18 protein-coding genes are annotated in these 19,805 nt (G+C 72.1%); 10 read left to right on the forward strand and 8 right to left on the reverse strand.

Annotated elements, in window-relative coordinates; all coding sequences use genetic code 11:
• Positions 1 to 275: 275 nt before the first annotated feature.
• The 5 genes from AB0H32_RS01325 to AB0H32_RS01345 all read right to left on the reverse strand — a co-directional run bounded on the left by AB0H32_RS01325 (position 276) and on the right by AB0H32_RS01345 (position 6,537).
• Positions 276 to 1,103, reverse strand: coding sequence for an ECF transporter S component (locus tag AB0H32_RS01325; protein WP_361112314.1), 828 nt, complete (start codon positions 1,101 to 1,103; stop codon positions 276 to 278).
• On the reverse strand, positions 1,100 to 3,121 hold the full coding sequence (locus tag AB0H32_RS01330; RefSeq protein WP_361112317.1) for an ATP-binding cassette domain-containing protein: 2,022 nt from the start codon (positions 3,119 to 3,121) through the stop codon (positions 1,100 to 1,102). The genes AB0H32_RS01325 and AB0H32_RS01330 overlap by 4 nt, the downstream gene beginning before the upstream one ends.
• Positions 3,118 to 4,503, reverse strand: coding sequence for a CbiQ family ECF transporter T component (locus tag AB0H32_RS01335; protein WP_361112320.1), 1,386 nt, complete (start codon positions 4,501 to 4,503; stop codon positions 3,118 to 3,120). The genes AB0H32_RS01330 and AB0H32_RS01335 overlap by 4 nt, the downstream gene beginning before the upstream one ends.
• Positions 4,504 to 4,651: 148 nt before the next feature.
• Positions 4,652 to 5,317 carry an SCO2322 family protein gene (locus tag AB0H32_RS01340; protein ID WP_361112323.1) on the reverse strand — a complete coding sequence of 222 codons (666 nt, stop codon included), beginning with the start codon at positions 5,315 to 5,317 and terminating at the stop codon, positions 4,652 to 4,654.
• Positions 5,314 to 6,537 (reverse strand): prenyltransferase/squalene oxidase repeat-containing protein, encoded by a 1,224-nt coding sequence (locus AB0H32_RS01345; RefSeq protein WP_361112326.1) that lies wholly within the window; start codon positions 6,535 to 6,537, stop codon positions 5,314 to 5,316. The genes AB0H32_RS01340 and AB0H32_RS01345 overlap by 4 nt, the downstream gene beginning before the upstream one ends.
• A gap of 337 nt (positions 6,538 to 6,874) precedes the next feature.
• On the opposite strand from AB0H32_RS01345, the gene AB0H32_RS01350 reads away from it, so the two are divergent.
• Entirely contained in the window at positions 6,875 to 7,546 is a 672-nt protein-coding gene (locus tag AB0H32_RS01350; RefSeq protein WP_361112329.1) for a phosphotransferase, read from the forward strand.
• Position 7,547: 1 nt separating this feature from the next.
• Here the strand turns inward: AB0H32_RS01350 and AB0H32_RS01355 are convergent, their stop codons facing one another.
• Positions 7,548 to 8,591, reverse strand: a complete 1,044-nt coding sequence (locus AB0H32_RS01355) for a hypothetical protein (protein ID WP_361112331.1) — start codon at positions 8,589 to 8,591, stop codon at positions 7,548 to 7,550.
• A 248-nt stretch (positions 8,592 to 8,839) separates the two neighbouring features.
• Between AB0H32_RS01355 and AB0H32_RS01360 the strand changes: the two genes are divergently transcribed.
• Positions 8,840 to 9,451, forward strand: a complete 612-nt coding sequence (locus tag AB0H32_RS01360) for an XRE family transcriptional regulator (RefSeq protein WP_361112333.1) — start codon at positions 8,840 to 8,842, stop codon at positions 9,449 to 9,451.
• A 25-nt stretch (positions 9,452 to 9,476) separates the two neighbouring features.
• Here the strand turns inward: AB0H32_RS01360 and AB0H32_RS01365 are convergent, their stop codons facing one another.
• Positions 9,477 to 10,508 carry an ornithine cyclodeaminase family protein gene (locus tag AB0H32_RS01365; protein WP_361112336.1) on the reverse strand — a complete coding sequence of 344 codons (1,032 nt, stop codon included), beginning with the start codon at positions 10,506 to 10,508 and terminating at the stop codon, positions 9,477 to 9,479.
• Between the two features lie 352 nt (positions 10,509 to 10,860).
• Here AB0H32_RS01365 and AB0H32_RS01370 point away from each other — a divergent pair, with 352 nt between their 5' ends.
• From AB0H32_RS01370 to AB0H32_RS01385, 4 genes are all read left to right on the forward strand, one after another.
• Entirely contained in the window at positions 10,861 to 11,463 is a 603-nt protein-coding gene (locus tag AB0H32_RS01370; protein ID WP_361112339.1) for a helix-turn-helix transcriptional regulator, read from the forward strand.
• Positions 11,464 to 11,725: 262 nt separating this feature from the next.
• The gene (locus AB0H32_RS01375) at positions 11,726 to 12,277 is read left to right on the forward strand and encodes a toxin (protein ID WP_361112342.1); all 552 of its coding nucleotides are present in this window, start codon (positions 11,726 to 11,728) and stop codon (positions 12,275 to 12,277) included.
• Complete coding sequence (locus tag AB0H32_RS01380; protein WP_361112345.1) at positions 12,274 to 13,452, forward strand: MAB_1171c family putative transporter; 1,179 nt, start codon at positions 12,274 to 12,276, stop codon at positions 13,450 to 13,452. Before AB0H32_RS01375 ends, AB0H32_RS01380 begins: the two co-directional genes overlap by 4 nt.
• A gap of 56 nt (positions 13,453 to 13,508) precedes the next feature.
• Positions 13,509 to 14,681: an MAB_1171c family putative transporter gene (locus tag AB0H32_RS01385; protein ID WP_361112348.1), complete on the forward strand. Its 1,173-nt coding sequence runs from the start codon at positions 13,509 to 13,511 to the stop codon at positions 14,679 to 14,681.
• A 44-nt stretch (positions 14,682 to 14,725) separates the two neighbouring features.
• Here the strand turns inward: AB0H32_RS01385 and AB0H32_RS01390 are convergent, their stop codons facing one another.
• Entirely contained in the window at positions 14,726 to 15,754 is a 1,029-nt protein-coding gene (locus AB0H32_RS01390) for an MBL fold metallo-hydrolase (protein WP_361112351.1), read from the reverse strand.
• A gap of 494 nt (positions 15,755 to 16,248) precedes the next feature.
• On the opposite strand from AB0H32_RS01390, the gene AB0H32_RS01395 reads away from it, so the two are divergent.
• From AB0H32_RS01395 to AB0H32_RS01410, 4 genes are all read left to right on the forward strand, one after another.
• Positions 16,249 to 16,905 carry a hypothetical protein gene (locus tag AB0H32_RS01395; RefSeq protein WP_361112353.1) on the forward strand — a complete coding sequence of 219 codons (657 nt, stop codon included), beginning with the start codon at positions 16,249 to 16,251 and terminating at the stop codon, positions 16,903 to 16,905.
• Positions 16,902 to 17,378 carry a hypothetical protein gene (locus AB0H32_RS01400; protein ID WP_361112356.1) on the forward strand — a complete coding sequence of 159 codons (477 nt, stop codon included), beginning with the start codon at positions 16,902 to 16,904 and terminating at the stop codon, positions 17,376 to 17,378. Before AB0H32_RS01395 ends, AB0H32_RS01400 begins: the two co-directional genes overlap by 4 nt.
• A gap of 581 nt (positions 17,379 to 17,959) precedes the next feature.
• A complete protein-coding gene (locus AB0H32_RS01405; protein ID WP_361112359.1) occupies positions 17,960 to 19,411 on the forward strand; it encodes an aldehyde dehydrogenase in 1,452 nt (483 codons plus the stop codon).
• Between the two features lie 2 nt (positions 19,412 to 19,413).
• Positions 19,414 to 19,647, forward strand: coding sequence for a ferredoxin (locus AB0H32_RS01410; protein ID WP_361112362.1), 234 nt, complete (start codon positions 19,414 to 19,416; stop codon positions 19,645 to 19,647).
• The last annotated feature ends 158 nt before the right edge of the window (positions 19,648 to 19,805 follow it).

The raw sequence follows: 19,805 nt of genomic DNA on the forward strand, positions 1-19,805 counted from the left end.
TGGCCCATACGGCGGCGCCGCGACCCGTTCGGGTTCGTGGCGCCTGGCGACGTCGTCCACAGAACCAGCCTCGCAGCGGGTCCGCAATGACCCCTTTTACTAGTTGTGGCCGGATCGAGGGGAAAGGTCGCTCGTGTGGCGTGGCTCTCAATGCGCAGGTCGGCAGGGGTGCACGAGGGGATGTCTCGGACATTCGGGTCAACGATCGCTGATCGTAGGTGACCTGCGTCATGTGGGGTGCTTCACCCCACGCCTCACAGCATGGACACGGTCCCTCACTCAGCGGGTGCGTCGAATGTGACCGCGGTCTCGAAAGCGGCCCTCCGGGTGGCCCGGCGCAGCGCCCGCAGCAGCGCCGGGCCGAGAACCAGGGTGAGGACGACCGTGCAGAGGGCCCGGCCCAGGTCCCAGCCCATGGAGGTGGCCAGGCAGTAGGCGGCGAAGCGGGCCAGGTTGACGGGCACCGCAGCGTGCGGGTCGAAGGCGATGTTCGAGGTCAGGGCACCCATGAAGGGCCAGCCGGCCAGGTTCATGATCGTGCCGTAGGCGAAGGCCGCGAGAAAGCCGTAGACGGCCAGGAGCAGCAGTTCACCCCGGCCGCGCAGGCGGACCTGGCCCGGAAGCAGCCCGGCGCCCATGGTGAACCAGCCCATCGCCAGCATCTGGAACGGCATCCACGGGCCGACCCCGCCCGTGAGCAGCGCGGACGCGAACATCGTCACCGAGCCGAGGACGAAGCCGAAGCCGGGGCCGAGCACCCGGCCGCTGAGCACCAGCAGGAAGAACATCGGCTCGATCCCGGCCGTGCCCGCGCCGACCGGGCGCAGGGCCGCCCCCGTCGCGGCCAGCACGCCCAGCATGGCGACGGCCTTCGGGCCCAGTCCGGACTCGGAGATCGTCGCCGCCACGACCGCTACCAGCAGCACCAGCAGAGCCGCGAAGAGCCACGGTGCGTCCTCGGCGTGCGCACTGAGCCCCGAGTCCGGCGGGGCCAGGAAGGGCCAGCAGAAGGCGACCACGCCCACCGCACTGACCAGCACCAGCGTGGCGAGGGAACGGGGTCCGAGCCGGACGGCACGGACCCGGGCCCGCGAGGCGGTCATGCCAGGGCCTCCCGGACCTCGGTCACCGTCAGCCACTGCTGCGGGGCCAGGATCTTGGTGACCTGTGGGGCGAAGGACGGCGAGGAGACCACGATCTCAGCCGTCGGCCCGTCGGCGATCACCTCGCCGTCGGCCAGCAGCACCACCCGGTGCGCGATCTCGGCGGCCAGCTCCACGTCGTGCGTGGCCAGGACCAGCGCATGTCCCTCGGCGGCCAGCGCGCGCAGCACCGTGACCAGGCGGGCCTTGGCCGCGTAGTCCAGGCCGCGGGTCGGCTCGTCCAGCAGGAGCAGCGGAGGGCGGGCGGTCAGGACCACCGCGAGGGCGAGCGCCAGACGCTGGCCCTCCGAGAGGTCCCGCGGGTGCGTGTCGTCCGTGATGCCCGGCAGCAGCTCGGACACCAGGGCCCGGCAGGTGCCGGGCTCGGCCCCCGCGTCCCGGTCGGCGGCTGTGCACTCGGCACCCACCGCGTCCGCGTACAGCAGGTCGCGCGGCTCCTGCGGGACGAGGCCGACCCGGCGCACCAGCTCGCGGGGCGCGGTGCGGTGCGGGACGGCTCCGCCGACACGGACCGTGCCCGAGGACGGCTCCACCAGCCCGACCAGGGAGCCCAGCAGCGTGGACTTCCCCGCACCGTTGCGGCCCATCAGCGCGACCGTCTCGCCGGGGGCCACGGCCAGGTCGACGTGGCGCAGCGCGGTGATCCGGCCCCTCCTGACGGCCAGCCCGCACACCTCGGCGACCTGCGCGGGCCCGGCGGTGTCGGCCACGACGGCCCGCCGGAACAGCCGGCGACGCGGGGCGGCGGTGCCGGGGGCGGGCCCGGGCGTCGGGGTTTCGACAGTGGACGCGGGCGTTTGGGGCAGGGTTTCGCCGGCGGACGCGGGCTTGTGCGTCGGGGTCCCGACGGCGGACGCGGGCTTTTGTCGCGGGGTCTCGACGGTGGACGCGGGCCCGCGCGGCGGGGCTCCGGCCGCGGACATCGGTTGCTTGGCCTGGGTTTCGGTCGTGGGTGTCGGTTGCTTGGCCTGGGTTTCGGTCGTGGGTGTCGGTTGCTTGGCCTGGGTTTCGGTCGTGGGTGTCGGTTGCTCGGCCTGGGTTTCGGTCGTGGACGTCGGTTGCTGGGCCGGGGCCCGGGTGCCGGGCGTCGGCCGATGCCGTCCCTGGGCGCCGATGGTGAGCCGTGGCCTGTTCGGGTGGGCGTCCGTCAGTCGTTCGCGCAGCTCACCGGCGCGGCGGCGGGCGTCCCGCACGGTCAGCGGCAGCGGGGACCAGCCCGCCAGCCGGCCCAGGTCCACCACCGGCGGGTACACCGGCGAGACGGCCATCACCTCGGCCGGGTCGCCGAACAGCGGGGCGGCGCCGGGAGCGGGCAGCAGGACGACCCGGTCGGCGTACTGGATCACGCGTTCCAGACGGTGCTCGGCCAGCAGCACCGTCGTACCGAGGTCGTGGACCAGACGCTGCAGGACGGCCAGGACCTCCTCCGCCGCCGCCGGGTCGAGCGCCGAGGTCGGCTCGTCGAGCACCAGCACCTGCGGATGCGGGGTGAGGACCGAGCCGATCGCGACCCGCTGCCGCTGCCCGCCGGAGAGCGTGGCGATGGGGCGGTCGCGCAGGTCGGCGAGGCCCAGCAGATCCAGGGTCTCCTCCACCCGGCGCCGCATCACCTCGGGGGCGAGCCCCAACGACTCCATGCCGTAGGCGAGTTCGTCCTCCACGGTGTCCGTCACGAAGTGCGCGAGCGGGTCCTGCCCCACCGTGCCGACCACGTCGGCGAGTTCGCGCGGCCGGTGGGTACGGGTGTCCCGGCCGGCCACCGTGACCCGGCCGCGCAGGGTGCCGCCGGTGAAGTGCGGGACCAGCCCGCTGACCGCGCCCAGCACGGTCGACTTGCCGACTCCGGACGGGCCGACGAGCAGGACGAGTTCACCCTCGGGCACCTCGAAGTCCACGTCCTTCACGGTCGGTTCGGCCGCACCCTCGTAGGTGACGGCGACCTCCTCGAAGCGGATCACGACGGCTCCTTGGGGTCATGGGGGGCCTTGGGCACGACGAAGGCGGGCAGCAGCGCGAGCAGGACGGCTGCGGCCGGCCACAGGGGGAGGGCGGGGGCCACCAGGGGGACGACGCCCGGGTTCAGCGCGTCCGGATCGCGTACGGCGGCGAGCGAGAGCAACGCGGCGACGGCGGCGCCCGAGCCCGCGACCAGCCAGGCGCGCACGCCCCAGGGCTCCTGGCGGTACCGGGTGCGCGGGGTGCGGCGGCCGCCCAGGCGAAGGCCCGCGAGCGCGGCGGCCACCCCGGTGCCCAGCACCGGAAGCCCGTAGGTGCCGCCCTCCGCGGTGAGCAGCCCGTACGTTCCCGCGCACACGCCGAGCAGGCCGCCGAGGGTGAGCGCGGTCGTCGTACGGCGTACGGAGGCGGGGACCTCGGCGGTCCGGCCGTACCCCCGGGCATCCATCGCGGCGGCGAGAGCGACGGAACGCTCCAACGCACCTTCCAGCACCGGCAGTCCCACCTGCAGCAGGCCCCGCACGCCCCGGTCGGGGCGGCCGCGCAGCCGGCGGGCGGCGCGCAGTCGCTGGACGTCGGCGACGAGATGGGGCGCGAAGGTGAGCGCGACGACGACCGCCACACCCGTCTCGTACAGGGCGCCGGGCAGGGACTTGAGGAGCCGGGCCGGACTGGCGAGGGCGTTCGCGGCGCCGACGCAGATGAGGAGGGCGGCCAGCTTCAGGCCGTTGTAGCCGGAGAAGAGGAGGGCTTCCGCGGTGACGTCGCCGCCCAGACGGATGCCCTGGGCCCAGTGGGGGAGGGGGACTTCGGGGAGGGTGAACAGGGTGTGGCTGCCCGGGATGGGGGAGCCGAGGACGACCGTGAAGGCGAGGCGGACGAGGAGGACGGCGGCGGCGAGTTTGGCGAAGGCGGTGTAGGAGCGGGACCAGGGGGCGGTCGAGCGGTGGGTGGCCACGACGTAGCCGGCGGCGGCTATGAGGAGGGTGAGGAGGAGGGGGTTGGTGGTACGGGTGGCGGCGGCACCGAGACCGAGGGACCAGAGCCACCAGGCCCCGGGGTGAAGAGCCGCGCGGCGCTGCTGGCGGACCGGGGGCGGGGGCGCTTGCCCCCGCCTACGGGGTGCCGCCGCGCCCGCCCTCCTCCACTCCCGGCTTCGCTCGGGCGGGAGAACCCCCGTCGCCCCAACGGCAGGACTGCCAGAGGCTGCGCGAGAGCGATCCCCCGCGGCCACGTGGGACCGACCGTCCGCGGCTGCGGCGAGCATGTTGCCGACGGCGGTGCGGCTGCCGAGGGGCGCGGGGAACTGCGCGAGCAGCCACCTCGGTCCTGCAGTGGGGCGACGGCCCGCGGTGGGGTGGGCACGCTTGTTCGTGTCGAGCATGTTGCCGACGGCGGTGCGGCTGCCGAGGGGCGCGGGGAACTGCGCGAGCAGCCACCTCGGACCTGCAGTCGGGCGACGGCCCGCAGTCGCGCGGCCGCGGCGACCCGCAACCGCACCGCGGTCCGCAGGGGAACGGCGCTCGCCGCCGCTACCCATTCCCGCGCCGCCGCGCCTGCCACACCGCCGCGCCGCCCAGAAGCACGACGACGCCCATGCCGATCGGCAACCCCAGCGAAGGGCCACCGTCCGAGTCCGCCCCATTCTGCTTCCGCTGCTTCTGCTGCTTCCCCTGCTTCTCCGAACCACCGGCGGACATCTGCTCCCCGCACCCCTTCTTCGGATACCCGGCGATCGCGCACAACAGGGCGTTCGTGTCGTAGCGCAGGGGACCCGCCACCGCGGCCAGGGCCTCGGCCGTCGTGGCGTCGGGGGAGATGCGCGCACAGGCCGTGCGGCGGCCGGGCGGCGTCTCGCCGGACGGGGCGTCCGAGGCCGTGCCGGGGTCGATGACCAGGGCGACACGCTTCGTGCCCGGCTTCGCGGCCGTGCCCGCGCAGATCGTGGCGAAGTCCGCCGTGCCGCGCGGCCGGTTCGCGTCCGCGGAGTCCTCGCTCACCGCGAAGCGGAAGCCCTGGACCGCCCCGTCGTCGGGGCGGGCGGTCGACGGGCCCTGGGTGGCGTACGTCCAGCGGCCGCCGTCCCGCTCCCAGAACGACCAGTAGCGGTAACCGGCGGCCTGCGCCTGGGCGGCAGCACCGGCCACGAGGACGAGCGCGGCGACGAGCAGGGCTGCGGCACGGCGGACGGCGGTCACGGCTGCTGCCGCTTCCGGCGACCGCTGAGCAGGAAGCCGATGCCGACGCCGGCGACGAGGCCGACGCCGACGATCCACCAGACGCCCGTGCCCGAGTCGTGCTTCGCCTGCTTCGCCTCGGAGTGGTCGGCCTTCGCCTTCTGCGGCGTCGGCCCCGTGGCGTCGAGCGCCCGCACCAGGTCGGTCCCGCCGAAGTCGTGCGGGTCCTCGCCCATCGCGTGCGCGGCGAAGATCAGCTCGGCGTAGGCGGCCGGGCCGCTCTGCTGCGCCCACTTCACCGCGTTCTTCTCCAGCCAGGCGTACGGCTTCTTCGCCTGCGCCGTCGAACCGGTCGCGGCGAGCGCGACGACCGCGTCCGCGGTGTTGCCGTAGTCGGGCTGGTCCTTGGCACCGGCCAGGGAGGACGTGAGATGGCCGGTCCTGGAGACGGCGCCGGCGAGGTACGCGGCGGCGTTGTCCGCGAGCTGCGCCGGGGTGGGCTTGCCGGAGGCCGTGCAGGCGGGGGCCTTGTCGCGGGCCTTGCCGGGCTCGACGACGAAGCCCTTGCCGAGCGCGCCCAGCACCCCGGCCGCCGACGCGTCCCCGTTGGCGGCCAACTTGCCCTTCTTGCCCGGCTGGTAGGCGAATGCGCCACCGCCGTCCGCCGAGCAGGGAATGGACCACTTGGCCAGCGCATCAAGAGGGGTCTTGCCCTTGGTGTGCAGCCCGGTGGGGTCCTCGCCGGCCGCGGTGAGCGCGCCGATGACGTCGGCGGTGTGGTTGGTGTCGCTCGGCTGGCCCACGGCGAAGCCGAAGCCGCCGTCCTTGTTCTGCATCCCCTTCAGCCAGGACACCGCCTTGCGGACCTCGCCGTCGTGCTCGCCCAGCGCATGCAGCGCCTGGACGGCGGCGGCGGTGCTGTCGATGTCCGGCTGGGCGCCGTCCTTGCCCAGGCAGGGCTTGGCCGGGTCCGCACGGAATGCGGGGAAGGATCCGTTGTCGCACTGCTGCGAGACCAGCCAGTTGACGGCCGGGGCGGCGGGGCGCTCGCCGGCCAGGTGCTGCGCGAGCAGGGCGAACGACTGGCGCCACACTCCGTCGTAGGTCGGGTCGCTCTTGCCGAACAGCCCCGACGGGATCGCCGGCTTCGGGGAGGGGGACGGGCCGGCGGCCATGGCGGGTGCGGCGGTGGCCAGCACGCCTATGGCGGCGAGAGCCGCGGCGCTGCGGCGGACGTTCATGGTCGGCGACTGCCTCTCCTGCGGGGAACCGGCAGCGCACGGGGACCCCCGGGCGGCTCGGCTCCGTAAACCTCGACGGTGCCGTGCGCGACGGGCCGCCGCGCACGCGAGCCGGTCACGTCCCGTGCGAGGCGGTCCGGCTCACCGTCCGGCGGACGGCTCACGATTGGGGTCTCCCCGGCTCGAGCGAAGCCGAGAGTTGGGGAAGGGTCAGCGCCGGAATTGCACCGGCTTCCCCCCGTACGAGTGTGATGACGACCCCGCCACTTTACCGGCACCCGTGCACGGGCCGAGGAGTGGCTGTGGGCACAGGGCAGCGGTGACTAGGGTCACGGCCATGACGACAACGGGGAAACTGCTGGGGTCGGGTCGCTCTGCCGACGTGTACGAGATCGACGACGCGTGGGTGCTGCGCCGGGACCGCGAGGGCTGGGGGGATGCGGCCGCGGAGGGGTCCGTGATGGAGCACCTGCGACGGCACGGGTACCCGGTGCCCCGGGTGCGGCCCTCCGGCTCGCGCACCGACCTGGTGATGGAGCGGCTGGAGGGGCCCACGATGCTGGGCGCGTTGGCCGAGGGCCGGATCGGCGCGGCGGAGGCGGGTGCGCTGCTGGCCGGGCTGCTGCGGCGGTTGCATGCCGTACCGGGCCGGGACGCGGCCGCGCCCGATGCGCGGGTACTGCACCTCGACCTGCATCCGGACAACGTGATGCTCACCGCCGACGGGCCGCGGGTCATCGACTGGTCCAACGCCGAGGACGGGGTGCCGTGCCTCGACTGGGGCATGTCCGCGGTGATCCTCGCCCAGGTGGCCGTCGGCGGCGAACCGCTCGCCGACGGGGCCCGGGCGGTGCTCACGGCACTGCTCGCCGACGCCTCCGGCCTCACCGGCGAGGGACTGACCGAGGCCCTGCGGCGCCGGGCGGCCAATCCGACGATGAGCCGCCGGGAGGTCGACGTCCTCGGCGACGCCGAGAGGCTGGTGCGGACGGTGGGCCGGCTCCCGTGAGTCAGGCGACCTGTGGTCGCAGCGAGCCGATGGCGACGTCCAGGTAGTCCGCCATGCGCTGCAGGGTGCGGGCGCACTCCGGTGGGTCCTCGCCCTCGGCCACCCAGTGGGCGAGCCGGTCGGCCGGGCCCGCGTGCCAGGCCGCCGTGACCTCGTCGCCGGCCTGCCGGGTGAGGACCATGCGCTCGGCGGACGGTTCGTACGCGACGGCCGGGTCCAGGTCCAGCCGGGTCAGCCGGCCGGTCGTGGCGGGGTAGGCGAACTGGATCGCGGCCGCCCGCTGCCGGGTCGGGGCCACGTCCGGCAGTCCGCCGGTGGCCAGGGCCGAGGCCGCCCGCGCGAGGTCGACGCCGGTGGCCCGCTCGACCAGCAGCGGGATCAGATCGCCGGGCAGGTGCGGGACGACGTCGGTGACCCGGGGCCCGCGGGCGGTGAGCCGCAGACCGATGTGCGCGACGGTGTGCGCGAGACCGAGCGCCCGCACGGTCCGCTCCACGGTGTGCCGCAGGAACGGGTTGTGCAGCAGCCCGTCGTGGGCGTGCACGACGTGCCGCAGCGGCTGCCGGGCGGGCGGCGGACCCTGGGTCGTACGGGTGAGTGCGGCGATGCGGACCTCGTCGTCGAGGACGACGGTCTCGGCGGAGACGAGCGGTCCCTGGGTGTCGTCCGGGCCGGCCGGCACGACGGCGCGGCGGGCCAGCAGGCACCGTAGGGCGGCCGGGTCGGCGCAGGCCTGGGCGGTCTCCTCCGGGATGCGGGGCAGCCCCAGCCGGGCGGCGATCCGGGTGGCGGCGGGCAGGTACCCACGGGCCCAGGTCAGCACGCCGCGGACCCCGTACCGGGCCGCGTGCCGTGCGACCGCCTCGGCCGTGGCCGGCCCGTGGCCCGGGTCGGCCACGATGTGGCCGGCCAGGTAGGGCAGCGCCCAGCCGGGCGGGGTGGCGCCGGCCAGGACCACCGGGTGGGCCGCGGCGATCCGCGCCAGCGCGAACTCGCCGTACGCGGCCCGCCGGACGACCCCGAGCAGAAGGACGGGATGCGGCATGGTCGCCTCACCATCGCGGGGAGAAGGCGGACAGAGGAACGCCCCGGATGCTGCTCCCCCATAGGCAGCACCCGAGGCGGGTCGATCTTGCTCTCTGTACCCCGATCCTCACCCACCGCACCGTCAACTGTCAACGATTACTGCCTAATTCAGCAGCAGGCGTTGCCACCCCTGGTCGGCGCACTGGTGACCGGGTAGCCTCGCGGGAGCCAGCCACCGAACGTACGACACGCCCAGGGGGGACCTCGGTGAGTGACGCCTACGCCCCGCTGGCCGCTGCGCTGGAGCGGCTCGGGGAACTGACCGGCCGTTCCGGTCGGCTGCCGGAGGTCCTGGACGTGGCCGACCTCTCCTACCGCACCGGCATTCCCGTCGGTGTCGTCGTCGAGCTGCTCTCCGGCGGCCGGGCGCCCGAGGCCTGCCTCGCCCAGCGGGTGCGGCAGCGGCTGGACTTCATCCGGGAGAACCGGCGCCGCCCCGACGGCAAGCGGTACTCGCTCGACGAGCTGGCCAGGATCGCCGGGACCAGCAGGCAGTGGCTGAGCGAGTGGCGCAAGAGCGGCATGCCGAGCCTCGAACACGCCGACCGGTTGCGCAGGTTCTTCGGGCTGCCGGCCGGCTTCTTCGCCGCCGACGAACCGGAGGCGCTGCACGAGGCGTTGCAGCCGGTGCTGCAGAGCCTGGAGGCGGAGGCGGACCCGCTGCTCAGGCTGCGCGAGTGCGGGCTGGTCCGGCTGGCCGCACGCGCTCCGCAGATGAACGCCCATCAGCTGGCCACCCTCGCCGACCTGGTGGAGATGATCATTACGTCGGGGCCGGGCGCGAGCGTCGCGGAGGCGAAGGGCGCAGGGCGCGTCTGATCCGGTCCGGCGGCCGCCCCAACGCTCAGTCGGCGAAGGTGTACGGGTCCAGGGCGTCGATCGGAACGTGCTCCATGAGCATGCGTTCGCCAACTCCGGTCTCCTCCGCCATCTGGATCAGGACGTCGAGGGCCACATGATCCTCCAGGGCGTACCCGGTGGAGTCGAAGACCGTCGTCCGGTGCCGGTAGGGCGCCCAGCGTTCGGGATGGGCGCACACGGCCGACAGCCTGGGACCGATCTCGGGCTCGGACAGCTGCTGGCACTCGCCCTCGTGCCGCGCCTGGTCCAGGTGGTCGGGTACGACGAGTGCCGCGCGCAGCAGCGGGAGCGGAAGCTCCGTCCTGCCGACGGAGTCGGCCCCGACCGCGTTGATGTGCGCATGGGGCTGCAGCCCCTCGGCGGACAGCACGGGGCCCTCCCCGACCGGGACGGTGGTGGCGGTGCAGACGATGTCGGACCTGGCGACCAGTTCCGCGAGGCCGGCCCGGCGCACCTCCAGGTCCAGGAAGCCCACCCGGTCCCGGAAGGAGGCCGCATGACTCGCCTCGATGTCGTGGACGAGGATCTCCTCCAGGGGAAAGACCCGGCTGAGCGCATGGGCCTGGGTCACCGCCTGGGCGCCCGCACCCACAACACCCAGCACCCGGCTCTCCGGCAGCGCCAGCATCCGGCTGGCCACGGCGGAGGCCGCGCCCGTGCGCACCGCGGTGAGCAGTCTCGCGTCGCACACCGCGGTCAGCCGGCCCGTCACGTCGTCGAAACGGGTCAGCGTTCCGCTGAGGGAGGGTAAGTACTGGGGGGCCGTCGGCGGGGAAGGGGTGTACGACACCGTCTTGAGCGTCATGCACTCACCGGGCAGGTGGTACGGCATCCACTCGATCGCCCCGGTGTCCCCGGGGCACCGGCCGAAGCCGGCCCGGGGAGGTGCGACCCCCTTGCTCTTGCCGGCCAGGGCCCGGTGCAGCCGGTCGATGACCAGATCGGCGAAGAGGTCGCGGCCGCAGAGCTCGACTATTTTTCCCACGTGGCGTTGCGTCAGAACCAGGGCGTCCATGTTCTTCCTTCCGGAGGTCGGGGTGGGCAGCGCTCAGCCCTGAGCGGATACGCGGGGAGATCGCTCGGCGTTCGCCGGGCTTCCTTGCGCCGGTTGTTCCGAGACCGGGGGAAGCGGGGGCGGCAGGCGATGAGCACAGGCCGTGAGCGGTGGTGCCGGCCTGGGGTGCTACTGGCTCAGACAACCGCCATCGCAGGTGTGCGGTGATCCTGCTACCGCGCTCCTTCGATTGTCAAGATCTTCTGCATTGCCACGCAGATGGAGTCGACGCTCTGGTTGTCTGGAAGATGACCGGATACGCTCACGTCTGCTTCAGCACCAGGAACAGACGACGCCCCCCGGAGAACGCTCGGTGGCTCACGACGACGCATATGCCAGGCTGGCCGAAACCCTCAAGGCCCTGGACTTCGCGGCAGGGCAGCCGGAGCGGCTCACCGAGGTCGAGGCCGTGGACGTCGCCGCACTGTCCCTGCGGACGGGCATCGAGCAGCACGTCGTCGCCACTCTCCTGGGCGGCGGCCGCGCCGAGGAGACGTCCGTGCCCGCCCGGGTGCGCAGGCGGCTGGATTTCCTCCGTGCGCACTACCTGCGCAAGGACGGCAAGCCGTACTCCCAGCAGGAGTTGGCCGCCATCGCCGGCGTCACCCGGCAAACCCTCAGCGAGTGGTACAAGAGGGGCCTGCCCGGACTGGAGGCCGCCGAGCGGCTGCGCCAGTTCTTCGACCTCACGCCGGGGTTCTTCACCACGGACGAGCCCACGGCCCTCGACCTCGCCCTGGCCCCGGTGCTGCAGGAGCTGGAGCGCAAGTCGGACCCGCTGGGACCGCTGCGCACGCAGGCGATGTACCGCCTGGCGCGCCGCGCCCCGAGCATGCCGGACGGGGCACTGGAGGGCCTCCTGTACTGGGCGGAGAGAATCACCCGCCCGCAGGACGAGGTCCACCGAAGCGCCTAGGGGCCGCAGACGGACGGGACTTCGGAAGAGCAGGGCGCAAGTGGCCTGCAGGCACCGTGTTTTGGCCACTTGTCACACCGTGAAGCACCCTGTTTCCGCATTACATCCCTTTCCTCCCGGGCGCGGTTAAACGCCGAAGGTGGCTCAAGTGACATGGGCTTGGCATATTTGCGACCACACGTGACCGCCCTGCCACGTTGAGCTGCGGACCCGGCCCGGCCGCGACTCCTTCCACATCAGTCGCGGGCCGACGGGGAGAACGGTGCGTACGACCAGGAAGATGCGTCGGCTTGCCAACGCACTCATCGACCCGATCAGGGTTCCGATTCCCGCGGATCCCGGCGATCTGCTGGACGCGCTGGTCGCATCGGCCTCGGAATGGCGCGGGCGACCCATCGTGGTGCACATGGCCAACTTCCCGGCGCCGCACACCGCCACCACGGGACTGTGGATCGAGCGCGACACGCGCGACGACATCATCATCGAAGCGGGTGCCCCGCCGTGGATGAAGCTGGTGATCCTGGGCCACGAGCTGTGGCACATGGCGGACAACGACTCGTCCTCACTCGCCACGCACTCCGAGAACCTCTTCCCCCTGGCAGACGGCGAAGGCACCCGGCCGACCGCCGCGCGCACCCGATTCCTGGAAATCGCGGAACAGCGGGCCGACCTGTTCGGAATGCTCATCGGCGACCGGCTGCGTCCCTGGCTGAAGGCCTCTCCCGACTCCGTCTACGCGGCACGTACCGCGAACACGAGTGATCTCGCCGGACGTATCGGCGCGGCGCTCAATTACCGCGGGACCGAGAGATGAGCGGCTGGATCAACTATGTGAGTTGCGGAATTCTGGGGTTGGGCCTGCTCGCCAAAATCCCCGACCTCGTACGCCGGCGACGCGACCCGTTTCTGCTCGCCATCAGCAGCGTTCTGTCGTTCGCCACCCTGTGCTTCCTGCTCAGCGCCCCCCGCACGATCGGGTTCATCAACTCGGTCAGCGGCGTGCCGAACCTGGCGGCCCCGCTGACCTACGCGGCCATCACGGCCTACAGCGCCGCGTCCCTGGTCCTCATCGTGCACTGGCGCGGCGGCCCGAACACGGCCCGCACCGCCCGGAACTGGATCCTCGGATACTCGGCCGTCCTCGGCACCATCGCCGCCATGTTCGCCATGGGCCGCACACCGGCGGAACGGCGGACGGACTTCGACACCTACTACGCCACCACGCCGTACATCGGCGAACTGATCGTCCTGTACCTCGTCGCGCACCTCACGGCCGTCGTGGTCACCGCCTACCGGTCGCTGAGCTGGGCCCGGCAGGTGAGGGGCCATCTGCGCGCCGGACTGGTGATGATGGGGATGGGCGCCGTCCTCGGTGCCGGTTACAGTGGGATCAAGATCGTGGCCGTGGTCGCCCGCTGGTGGGGACACGACTGGGCCCGGCTCGGTACGACGGTCTCGCCGGCCTGTGCCGGGCTGGGTGCGGCGCTGACCGTCGCGGGCACCGTGATCCCGGTGGCCGGCCCCTTCCTGACGAACCGTGCCCGGTGCTGGCGCGCCTACGCGCGGCTGGGCCCGCTCGACCGGGAACTCACGGAGCTGCTGACCCGCGAAAGCCTGCGGGCCCCGCGGCCCTTCTGGCCCTCGGCCACCCGGTGGCTGACCTGGCGTCAGACCACCATCTACAACGGCCTGTACTACCTGGAGCGCCATGTCGACCAGGCGCTGTACCGGGACACGTACCTCGGCCAGCTGCATGTGGCAGGTGACACGCACCAGGCGGAAGCCGTCGCGTGGGCCACCGCCATCACCGCCGCGACCCGGGCCGCAGGTGACGGAGAGGACGGGTTCCTGGCCGTCGGCACCTGCGAACCCCTGCTGGCACGCCCCGACCTTCCGGCACTCCTGGCCATCGCCGACGCACTGCCCGGCTGCAAGGACGTGACAGTCCTTCGCCTCGACGAGAGCGCCACCCCCGCCGAAACGGTATGACACCGACGCTCACCTCCGGCGCACCTTCCCCCCACGCTGAACGGAGCTCTCGACCCATGAGCCTTGTCGTGTACTCGGCGGCATGCTTGTTCGGGATGGCCGCGCTGCTGCTCTTCCAGACACCGCGCGTCGCCCTGAGAGACCCCCTGACCGCCACCACCTGTGCCGCGATCTTCCTCGGCGGCCTGTGCTACTTCTGTTCCGCGCCCGTCACCCTGGACGCGGTGAACGACGTCACGGGGATACCCAACTTCGGCGCTCCGATGACCTACAGCGTCATCTCGGCGTACAGCGCCTCGCTGCTGATCCTGCTCATCACCTGGCGCGGCGGTCCCGGCGACCGGATCAGGCGCTGGAGCGTGCGGATCGCCGTCGTGTACAGCCTGCTGATCGCCGCCATCATCACGATGTTCACCCTGGCACACGCGCCCGTCGAGCGGCTGCGGGACCTCGACACGTACTACGCGAACACCCCGTACATGCGGGAGATGATCGTTCTCTATCTCGCCGGACACGGCGCCTGCCTGCTCACCATGTGCTACGTCTGCCGACGCTGGTCGCGCGAGGTGACCGGAATCCTCCGGACGGGGCTGCGCCTCATCATGGTGGGGCTTTCGTTCGACGTGATCGGCTTCGAGTGCGCGAAGTCCACGGCGGTCGTCGCCCGGTGGACGGGACACGACCTGGACTTCCTGTCCACCGACCTCGCACCGCCGGTGACCTCGCTGGGCGCCCTGATCTGCACCGCGGGCTTCGTGCTGCCCCGGCTGCTGCCCGCGGCCCAGGCCCAGTGGCGCAGCCTGTGGGACTACCGCGCGCTGGCCCCGCTCTGGGCCGAACTCCAGAACGTGCCGACCGCACCCAAGCCCGCGCCCCCACGATGGCAGCTGCCCCGCGGCAGGCTGTACTACCGCGAGTTGAGGATCCTGGACGCCCTGCTCGCCCTCCAGTCCCGCTGCGACGGCCGGATCCGGGAGGCGGCGTACCGGCAGGCGGTGGCTCAGGGCAGTTCGCCCGGCGAGGCGGACTTCGTCGCGGCCGCCGCCATGGTGGTCGATGCCGCGCACCAGGCCGGGCGGCTGCGGCCCCCCGGCTCCGAGCTGCCCGGCACGTCCCGCCTGCACACGGCAGTCTTTTCGGACACGGGCGAACTGGTCCGGCTGTCGCAGGCCTTGGCGACCTCACCCGTCGTCGAAGCGGCACGCGACGGCGTGAAGGGAACCATGTGACGCGGCGGGGGCCAGGGCGCTCCGTCCCCGGCCCGCCGAGGGGGTCACACCGCCACGTAGGTGACCGGCTCGCTCCCCGGCACCGGTTCCGCCCGCCCCAGTTTCACCAGGCGGCGCAGATGGGCCTCGGCCTCCGAGACCGCGATGTTCCTCGATCCGTAGGGGATGTCGGGCCAGGGGCGGTTCCACTGCATACGCTCGGCCACCTGCCACGGGGTGAGCGGTTCGACGAGGAGCGTCAGCAGGCCGGTGAGGCGCTCCTCGTGATGGGCGAGCAACTCCCGCACCCGGGACGGCGCGTCGGTGAGGGAGTACTGGTGGGCGGGGAGCACCTCGGCCGGGGCCAGCCGCCCCACCCGCTCCAGGGAGTCCAGGTAGTCGCCGAGGGGGTCGGTCACCGTCGCGTCGTCCGGGTCCTCGTACAGACCGATGTGCGGGGTGATCTCCGGGAGGAGATGGTCGCCGCTGAACAGCCGCCCGTGCCCGGGCAGGTGCGAGGGGTGCTCCTCCTCCAGGTGCAGGCAGACGTGCCCCGGCGTGTGACCGGGCGTCCAGATCGCGCGCAGCCGGCGGCCGGGCAGGCCGAGCAGTTCGCCGGGGACGATCTCGCGGTCGGGCAGGGCGGGCGAGAGGCCGGGCAGGGTACGGCGGCTGCGGACGCGGCGCAGCGGGGCGACGTGCTCCTCGGGCGCCCCGGCGGCCGTCAGTTTCGCGGCCATGTACGTGTACCAGCGCTCCGGACGCGTCTCGTGCGTCCGGCGCACGATCGCCGCATCCGCCGCGTGCATCGCCACCCAGGCCCCGGAGGCCTCGCGCACCTGCCCCGACAACCCGTGGTGATCCGGGTGGTGGTGGGTGACGACGACCCCGTGCACCTCCTGGACCGACGTGCCGCAGGCCGCGAGCCCCGCCGTCAGTGTGTCCCAGGAGGCCGGATCGTCCCAGCCGGTGTCGACCAGCACCGGGCCCCGGTCGGTGTCCACGACGTACACCAGCGTGTATCCCAGGGGATTGTCCGGAATGGGGACCTGGACGGACCGTACGCCCCCGCCGTGATCGAACGTCTTCGCCATCAGTCCTCCGCCCCACCACCCGGGCCCCACGGCCATCGCCCACTATAGCGAGAACTGATGGACCGTCAGATAGTCCATGGCGAAGTCGGCTTGAGGCGGCGCCGGCCGGCGGCGGCGCTGCCGTTGCCTGTCGTTGTCAGCCTTTGCCGGTTGCTGTCGGACGGCCCACGGGCGGCCCGGCCTTGGGCAAGGCGCTCGTTGGCGTCGCGCGTCGGTCGCCGTGCGGGACGAGTGCCGTGCGCCATGCGGGGCCTCACGCGTCGGACCAGTTGTGCGGCCGATGTGCGTCAGCCGCGTGATGGACGCCCACAAGCGACCTCAGAGCCGCCGTGTGCCGTTCTCGCGCAAGCCCGCCATGGCCCGGACGATTACTCTGCGCATGCCTCAAGTTACGCTCAGAAAAGAGATCTTCGCATTGAAGCGCACATGACCATCTCGTAGTGTCCAGGCATCCGACCGCCGGACCAGCGGTCATCGGCAAGGGGGGGGACACCATGGGCATAGGTATGCGCCGAGCCGCCGTCGCATCGAGCGCTGTGCTGCTGCTTTGCTTTGGAGCAGTGGGCACGGCAACGGCCGATCAGGATGTGTCGACGCCGTCCGCCAACGGCCCTGACCAGGCTGTGGACGCCATTGGTGCACAGGACACCGTCGAGATCAACGACCGCGAAGGATGGGAGGAGGACGAGCCCACCACCGTGGTCCAGCCGAGATACTGTGACGGCCCTCAAACGTGGTTTGAGATCACCTCGAAGAAGAACTACCACATACCGTCATGGTGGAACGGCACGACGTACAAGGACGGCCCGGGCGGCAGCGTGACTGGCTCCGTCACCAAGGCTGGCACCATCTATGCCGAGATCTCCGGAGGTGCGGAAGGTGAGCTCAAGGGGGTCATCTGGTCAGTCAAGGCCCACATAGACGGCAAGGTCGGTGGCAGTGTGGGTATCACGACTGGGCACGTCTACCAGCACAATATCTCCCGAAGCAAGTACGGCCATCTGCAGTACGGATCCTGGGGGTACAAGGTGACGTGGGAGAAGTACCGGCGCAAGGGGGACGGGTGCCACGGCGGAACGTTGATCGACAGCGGTACCGCAACGCTTCCGACGTCAGAGACCGGCTGGAAGTACTGGGAGACCTCCGCATGAGTCCCCGTGGCGGTTGGCTTCTCGGCTGTGCCTTGGTGCCGACGCTTCTCCTGACGGCCTGCACGTCGGACCACCACACCGAACGCGGGGCCACCGCTTCACCCTCGGCCGCGCACCACACCGCCTCGCCGCAGGGTGACAAGAGGCTCACGGATCAGGTTCAGTCGGCACTCGACGCTGTCACCGACAAGGGCAGCTCAATGGTCGAGTCGGGCGTAGAACGCGTCTCCGATGGAGTCCACACGCAACCGGACCTCTCCCAGGGCGCCATCTACAAGTTGGCTGTGGTGTGCGCCGGGAAGGGAACCGCGGAGATTGCGTTCACGCCGGCCGTCGCGGGCTCGAAGAAGCCGGTCCCCTGCGATCAGTCCGTGGTCTTCGAACGGCTCACAGCGAAAGGCTCCCTCCGGCTCGACATCCAGGGCGGTTCTGGCGCGACAGGCATGATCGCTTGGCGCATCAACAAGGTGTGAGTCGATGGTCCGCATGGGCGGAGATCTCTGCGGTTGTTCGAGTAGGGCTTCTTGGCAGAGGAAAGGGGTCCCTGTCGGGGCCTTTCCGGTCGCAGGTCCGGCAGGTCGGGCATGTGGTGTTGCGGCCATCGGCGGAACCGGTGCCGGCCGCTCCGGGCCGGCACTCTTCGACCTGGACGACACCCTGATTGACCGGCGTGGGGTCTTGAGTGCTGGGCCCTTAGGTTCGTGCGTCCGCGGCACGAGAGATGCGTGTCCGTTCCGCTCGACACCGACGAGAACCTGAAGGCACTCAGCCGGTATCCGGGGCACAGCGACCCGGGGTTCACTCTGCGCGTCTACACGCACCTCATGCCGAGCAGCGAGAGCCGCACGCGGAAGGCGGTCGACGGCATCTACGGGGCTGCCGGCGACGACAACGACGGCCCACAGGCGGCCCAAGCGGCCTTAAGGCACCCGGGCCGGCGGGAAATCCGCTGGTCCGGGGCTATTCGGTGTCTACCATTGCCCCCTATAACTAGAACTGATATCAGTTCTGAAACGGCGTCAGAAACATGCGGTGCGGCGGGAGGCAGTCGGCCATGACCGAGCTCGTGGAACACGGACAGCTGTTCATCGGCGGGGAGTTGAGCGACCCCCGGGGCAAGGACGTCATCGAGGTGATCTCCCCGCACACCGAGGAGGTCATCGGCCGGGTGCCGCACGCCTGTCGCGAGGACGTCGACCGGGCGGTGGCCGTCGCGCGCCGCGCCTTCGACGAGGGCCCCTGGCCGCGCGCCTCGCTGGCGGAGCGGATCGAGGTGGTCACCCGGATCAAGGACGCCGTCGCCGCCCGGCACGAGGAGATCGCCCGGGTGATCTCCGCCGAGAACGGCTCCCCGTACTCCTGGAGCGTGCTGGCCCAGGCGCTCGGCGCGATGATGGTCTGGGACGCGGCGATCCGGGTCGCGCGGGACTTCAGTCATGAGGAGCGCCGGGACGGCGTCCTCGGACCGATCCTGGTCCGGCGCGAGCCGGTCGGCGTGGTCGCGGCCGTGGTCCCCTGGAACGTTCCGCAGTTCGTCGCCGCCGCCAAGCTCGCCCCCGCGCTGCTCACCGGCTGCACGGTCGTACTGAAGCCGTCCCCCGAGTCGCCACTGGACGCCTACCTGCTCGGCGAGATCGCGCGCGAGGCGGGGCTGCCCGAGGGTGTGCTGTCGATCCTGCCCGCCGACCGCGAGGTCAGCGAGTACCTGGTCGGGCACCCCGGCATCGACAAGGTCTCCTTCACCGGCTCGGTCGCGGCCGGCAAGCGGGTGATGGAGGTGGCCGCCCGCAACCTCACCCGGGTCACGCTGGAGCTGGGCGGCAAGTCGGCGGCGATCGTGCTGCCCGACGCGGACGCGGCCACGGCGGTCGCGGGCATCGTCCCGGCGGCCTGGATGAACAACGGACAGGCCTGCGTCGCCCAGACCCGCATCCTCGTCCCGCGCGCCCGCTACGACGAGTTCGCGGACGCCTTCGCCCGGGCGGCGAGCGCCCTGAAGGTCGGCGACCCGCTGGATGCGGCGACCCAGGTCGGCCCCCTGGTCGCCCGGCGCCAGCAGCAGCGCAACCTCGACTACATCCGCATCGGCCAGGAGGAGGGCGCCAAGATCCTCACCGGCGGCGGCCGCCCGGCCGGGCTGGAGCGCGGCTGGTACGTCGAGCCGACCCTCTTCGGCGACGTCGACAACTCCATGCGGATCGCCCGCGAGGAGATCTTCGGGCCGGTGATCTGCCTGCTGCCCTACGGCGACGAACGGGAAGCGGTGAAGATCGCCAACGACTCGGACTACGGCCTGTCCGGCAGCGTGTGGACGGCCGATGTCGAGCGCGGCATCGAGATCGCCCGGCAGGTGCGCACCGGCACCTACTCGGTCAACACCTTCAGCCTCGACATGCTGGGCCCCTTCGGCGGCTACAAGAACTCGGGCCTGGGGCGGGAGTTCGGCCCCGAGGGGTACGGCGAGTACCTCGAGCACAAGATGATCCACCTGCCGGCGGGGGCCTAGGGATGGGCGACCGCTGGCACGTCGAGGTCGACCGGTCCGTGTGCATCGGCTCGGCCCAGTGCGTCCACCACGCCCCGGACGGCTTCCGCCTCGACACCGCCCGCCAGTCCCACCCCGTCGAGCCGGACACCGACGCGAGCGAGCAGGTCCTGGAGGCGGCCGAGGGCTGCCCCGTGGAGGCGATCACGATCACGCTGGTGGGCAACGGGGAGCCGGTGTTCCCTCCCGAGGACTAGCACTGCCGGAACCGCGGGGTACTCCCTGCGGTTCCGACGGCGTTCCGGTCAGGGTGGCGACGTCCGGCCGGGGTGACGGCGTTCCGGTCAGGGGGACGACGTCCGACCGGGGTGACGACGTGCCGGCCGGGGTGACGGCGCCCCGACCGGAACAGGGC

Source organism: Streptomyces sp. NPDC020362 (assembly GCF_040642095.1).
GTDB lineage: Bacteria > Actinomycetota > Actinomycetes > Streptomycetales > Streptomycetaceae > Streptomyces.

Coding starts and splice junctions, on each gene's coding strand:
- AB0H32_RS01410 (WP_361112362.1), top strand. CDS start 19,414: ATGGGCGACCGCTGGCACGTCGAGGTCGACCGGTCCGTGTGCATCGGC.
- AB0H32_RS01355 (WP_361112331.1), bottom strand. CDS start 8,591: ATGCCGCATCCCGTCCTTCTGCTCGGGGTCGTCCGGCGGGCCGCGTAC.
- AB0H32_RS01400 (WP_361112356.1), top strand. CDS start 16,902: ATGAGTCCCCGTGGCGGTTGGCTTCTCGGCTGTGCCTTGGTGCCGACG.
- AB0H32_RS01380 (WP_361112345.1), top strand. CDS start 12,274: ATGAGCGGCTGGATCAACTATGTGAGTTGCGGAATTCTGGGGTTGGGC.
- AB0H32_RS01395 (WP_361112353.1), top strand. CDS start 16,249: ATGGGCATAGGTATGCGCCGAGCCGCCGTCGCATCGAGCGCTGTGCTG.
- AB0H32_RS01390 (WP_361112351.1), bottom strand. CDS start 15,754: ATGGCGAAGACGTTCGATCACGGCGGGGGCGTACGGTCCGTCCAGGTC.
- AB0H32_RS01325 (WP_361112314.1), bottom strand. CDS start 1,103: ATGACCGCCTCGCGGGCCCGGGTCCGTGCCGTCCGGCTCGGACCCCGT.
- AB0H32_RS01350 (WP_361112329.1), top strand. CDS start 6,875: ATGACGACAACGGGGAAACTGCTGGGGTCGGGTCGCTCTGCCGACGTG.
- AB0H32_RS01345 (WP_361112326.1), bottom strand. CDS start 6,537: ATGAACGTCCGCCGCAGCGCCGCGGCTCTCGCCGCCATAGGCGTGCTG.
- AB0H32_RS01335 (WP_361112320.1), bottom strand. CDS start 4,503: ATGCTCGACACGAACAAGCGTGCCCACCCCACCGCGGGCCGTCGCCCC.
- AB0H32_RS01365 (WP_361112336.1), bottom strand. CDS start 10,508: ATGGACGCCCTGGTTCTGACGCAACGCCACGTGGGAAAAATAGTCGAG.
- AB0H32_RS01385 (WP_361112348.1), top strand. CDS start 13,509: ATGAGCCTTGTCGTGTACTCGGCGGCATGCTTGTTCGGGATGGCCGCG.
- AB0H32_RS01405 (WP_361112359.1), top strand. CDS start 17,960: ATGACCGAGCTCGTGGAACACGGACAGCTGTTCATCGGCGGGGAGTTG.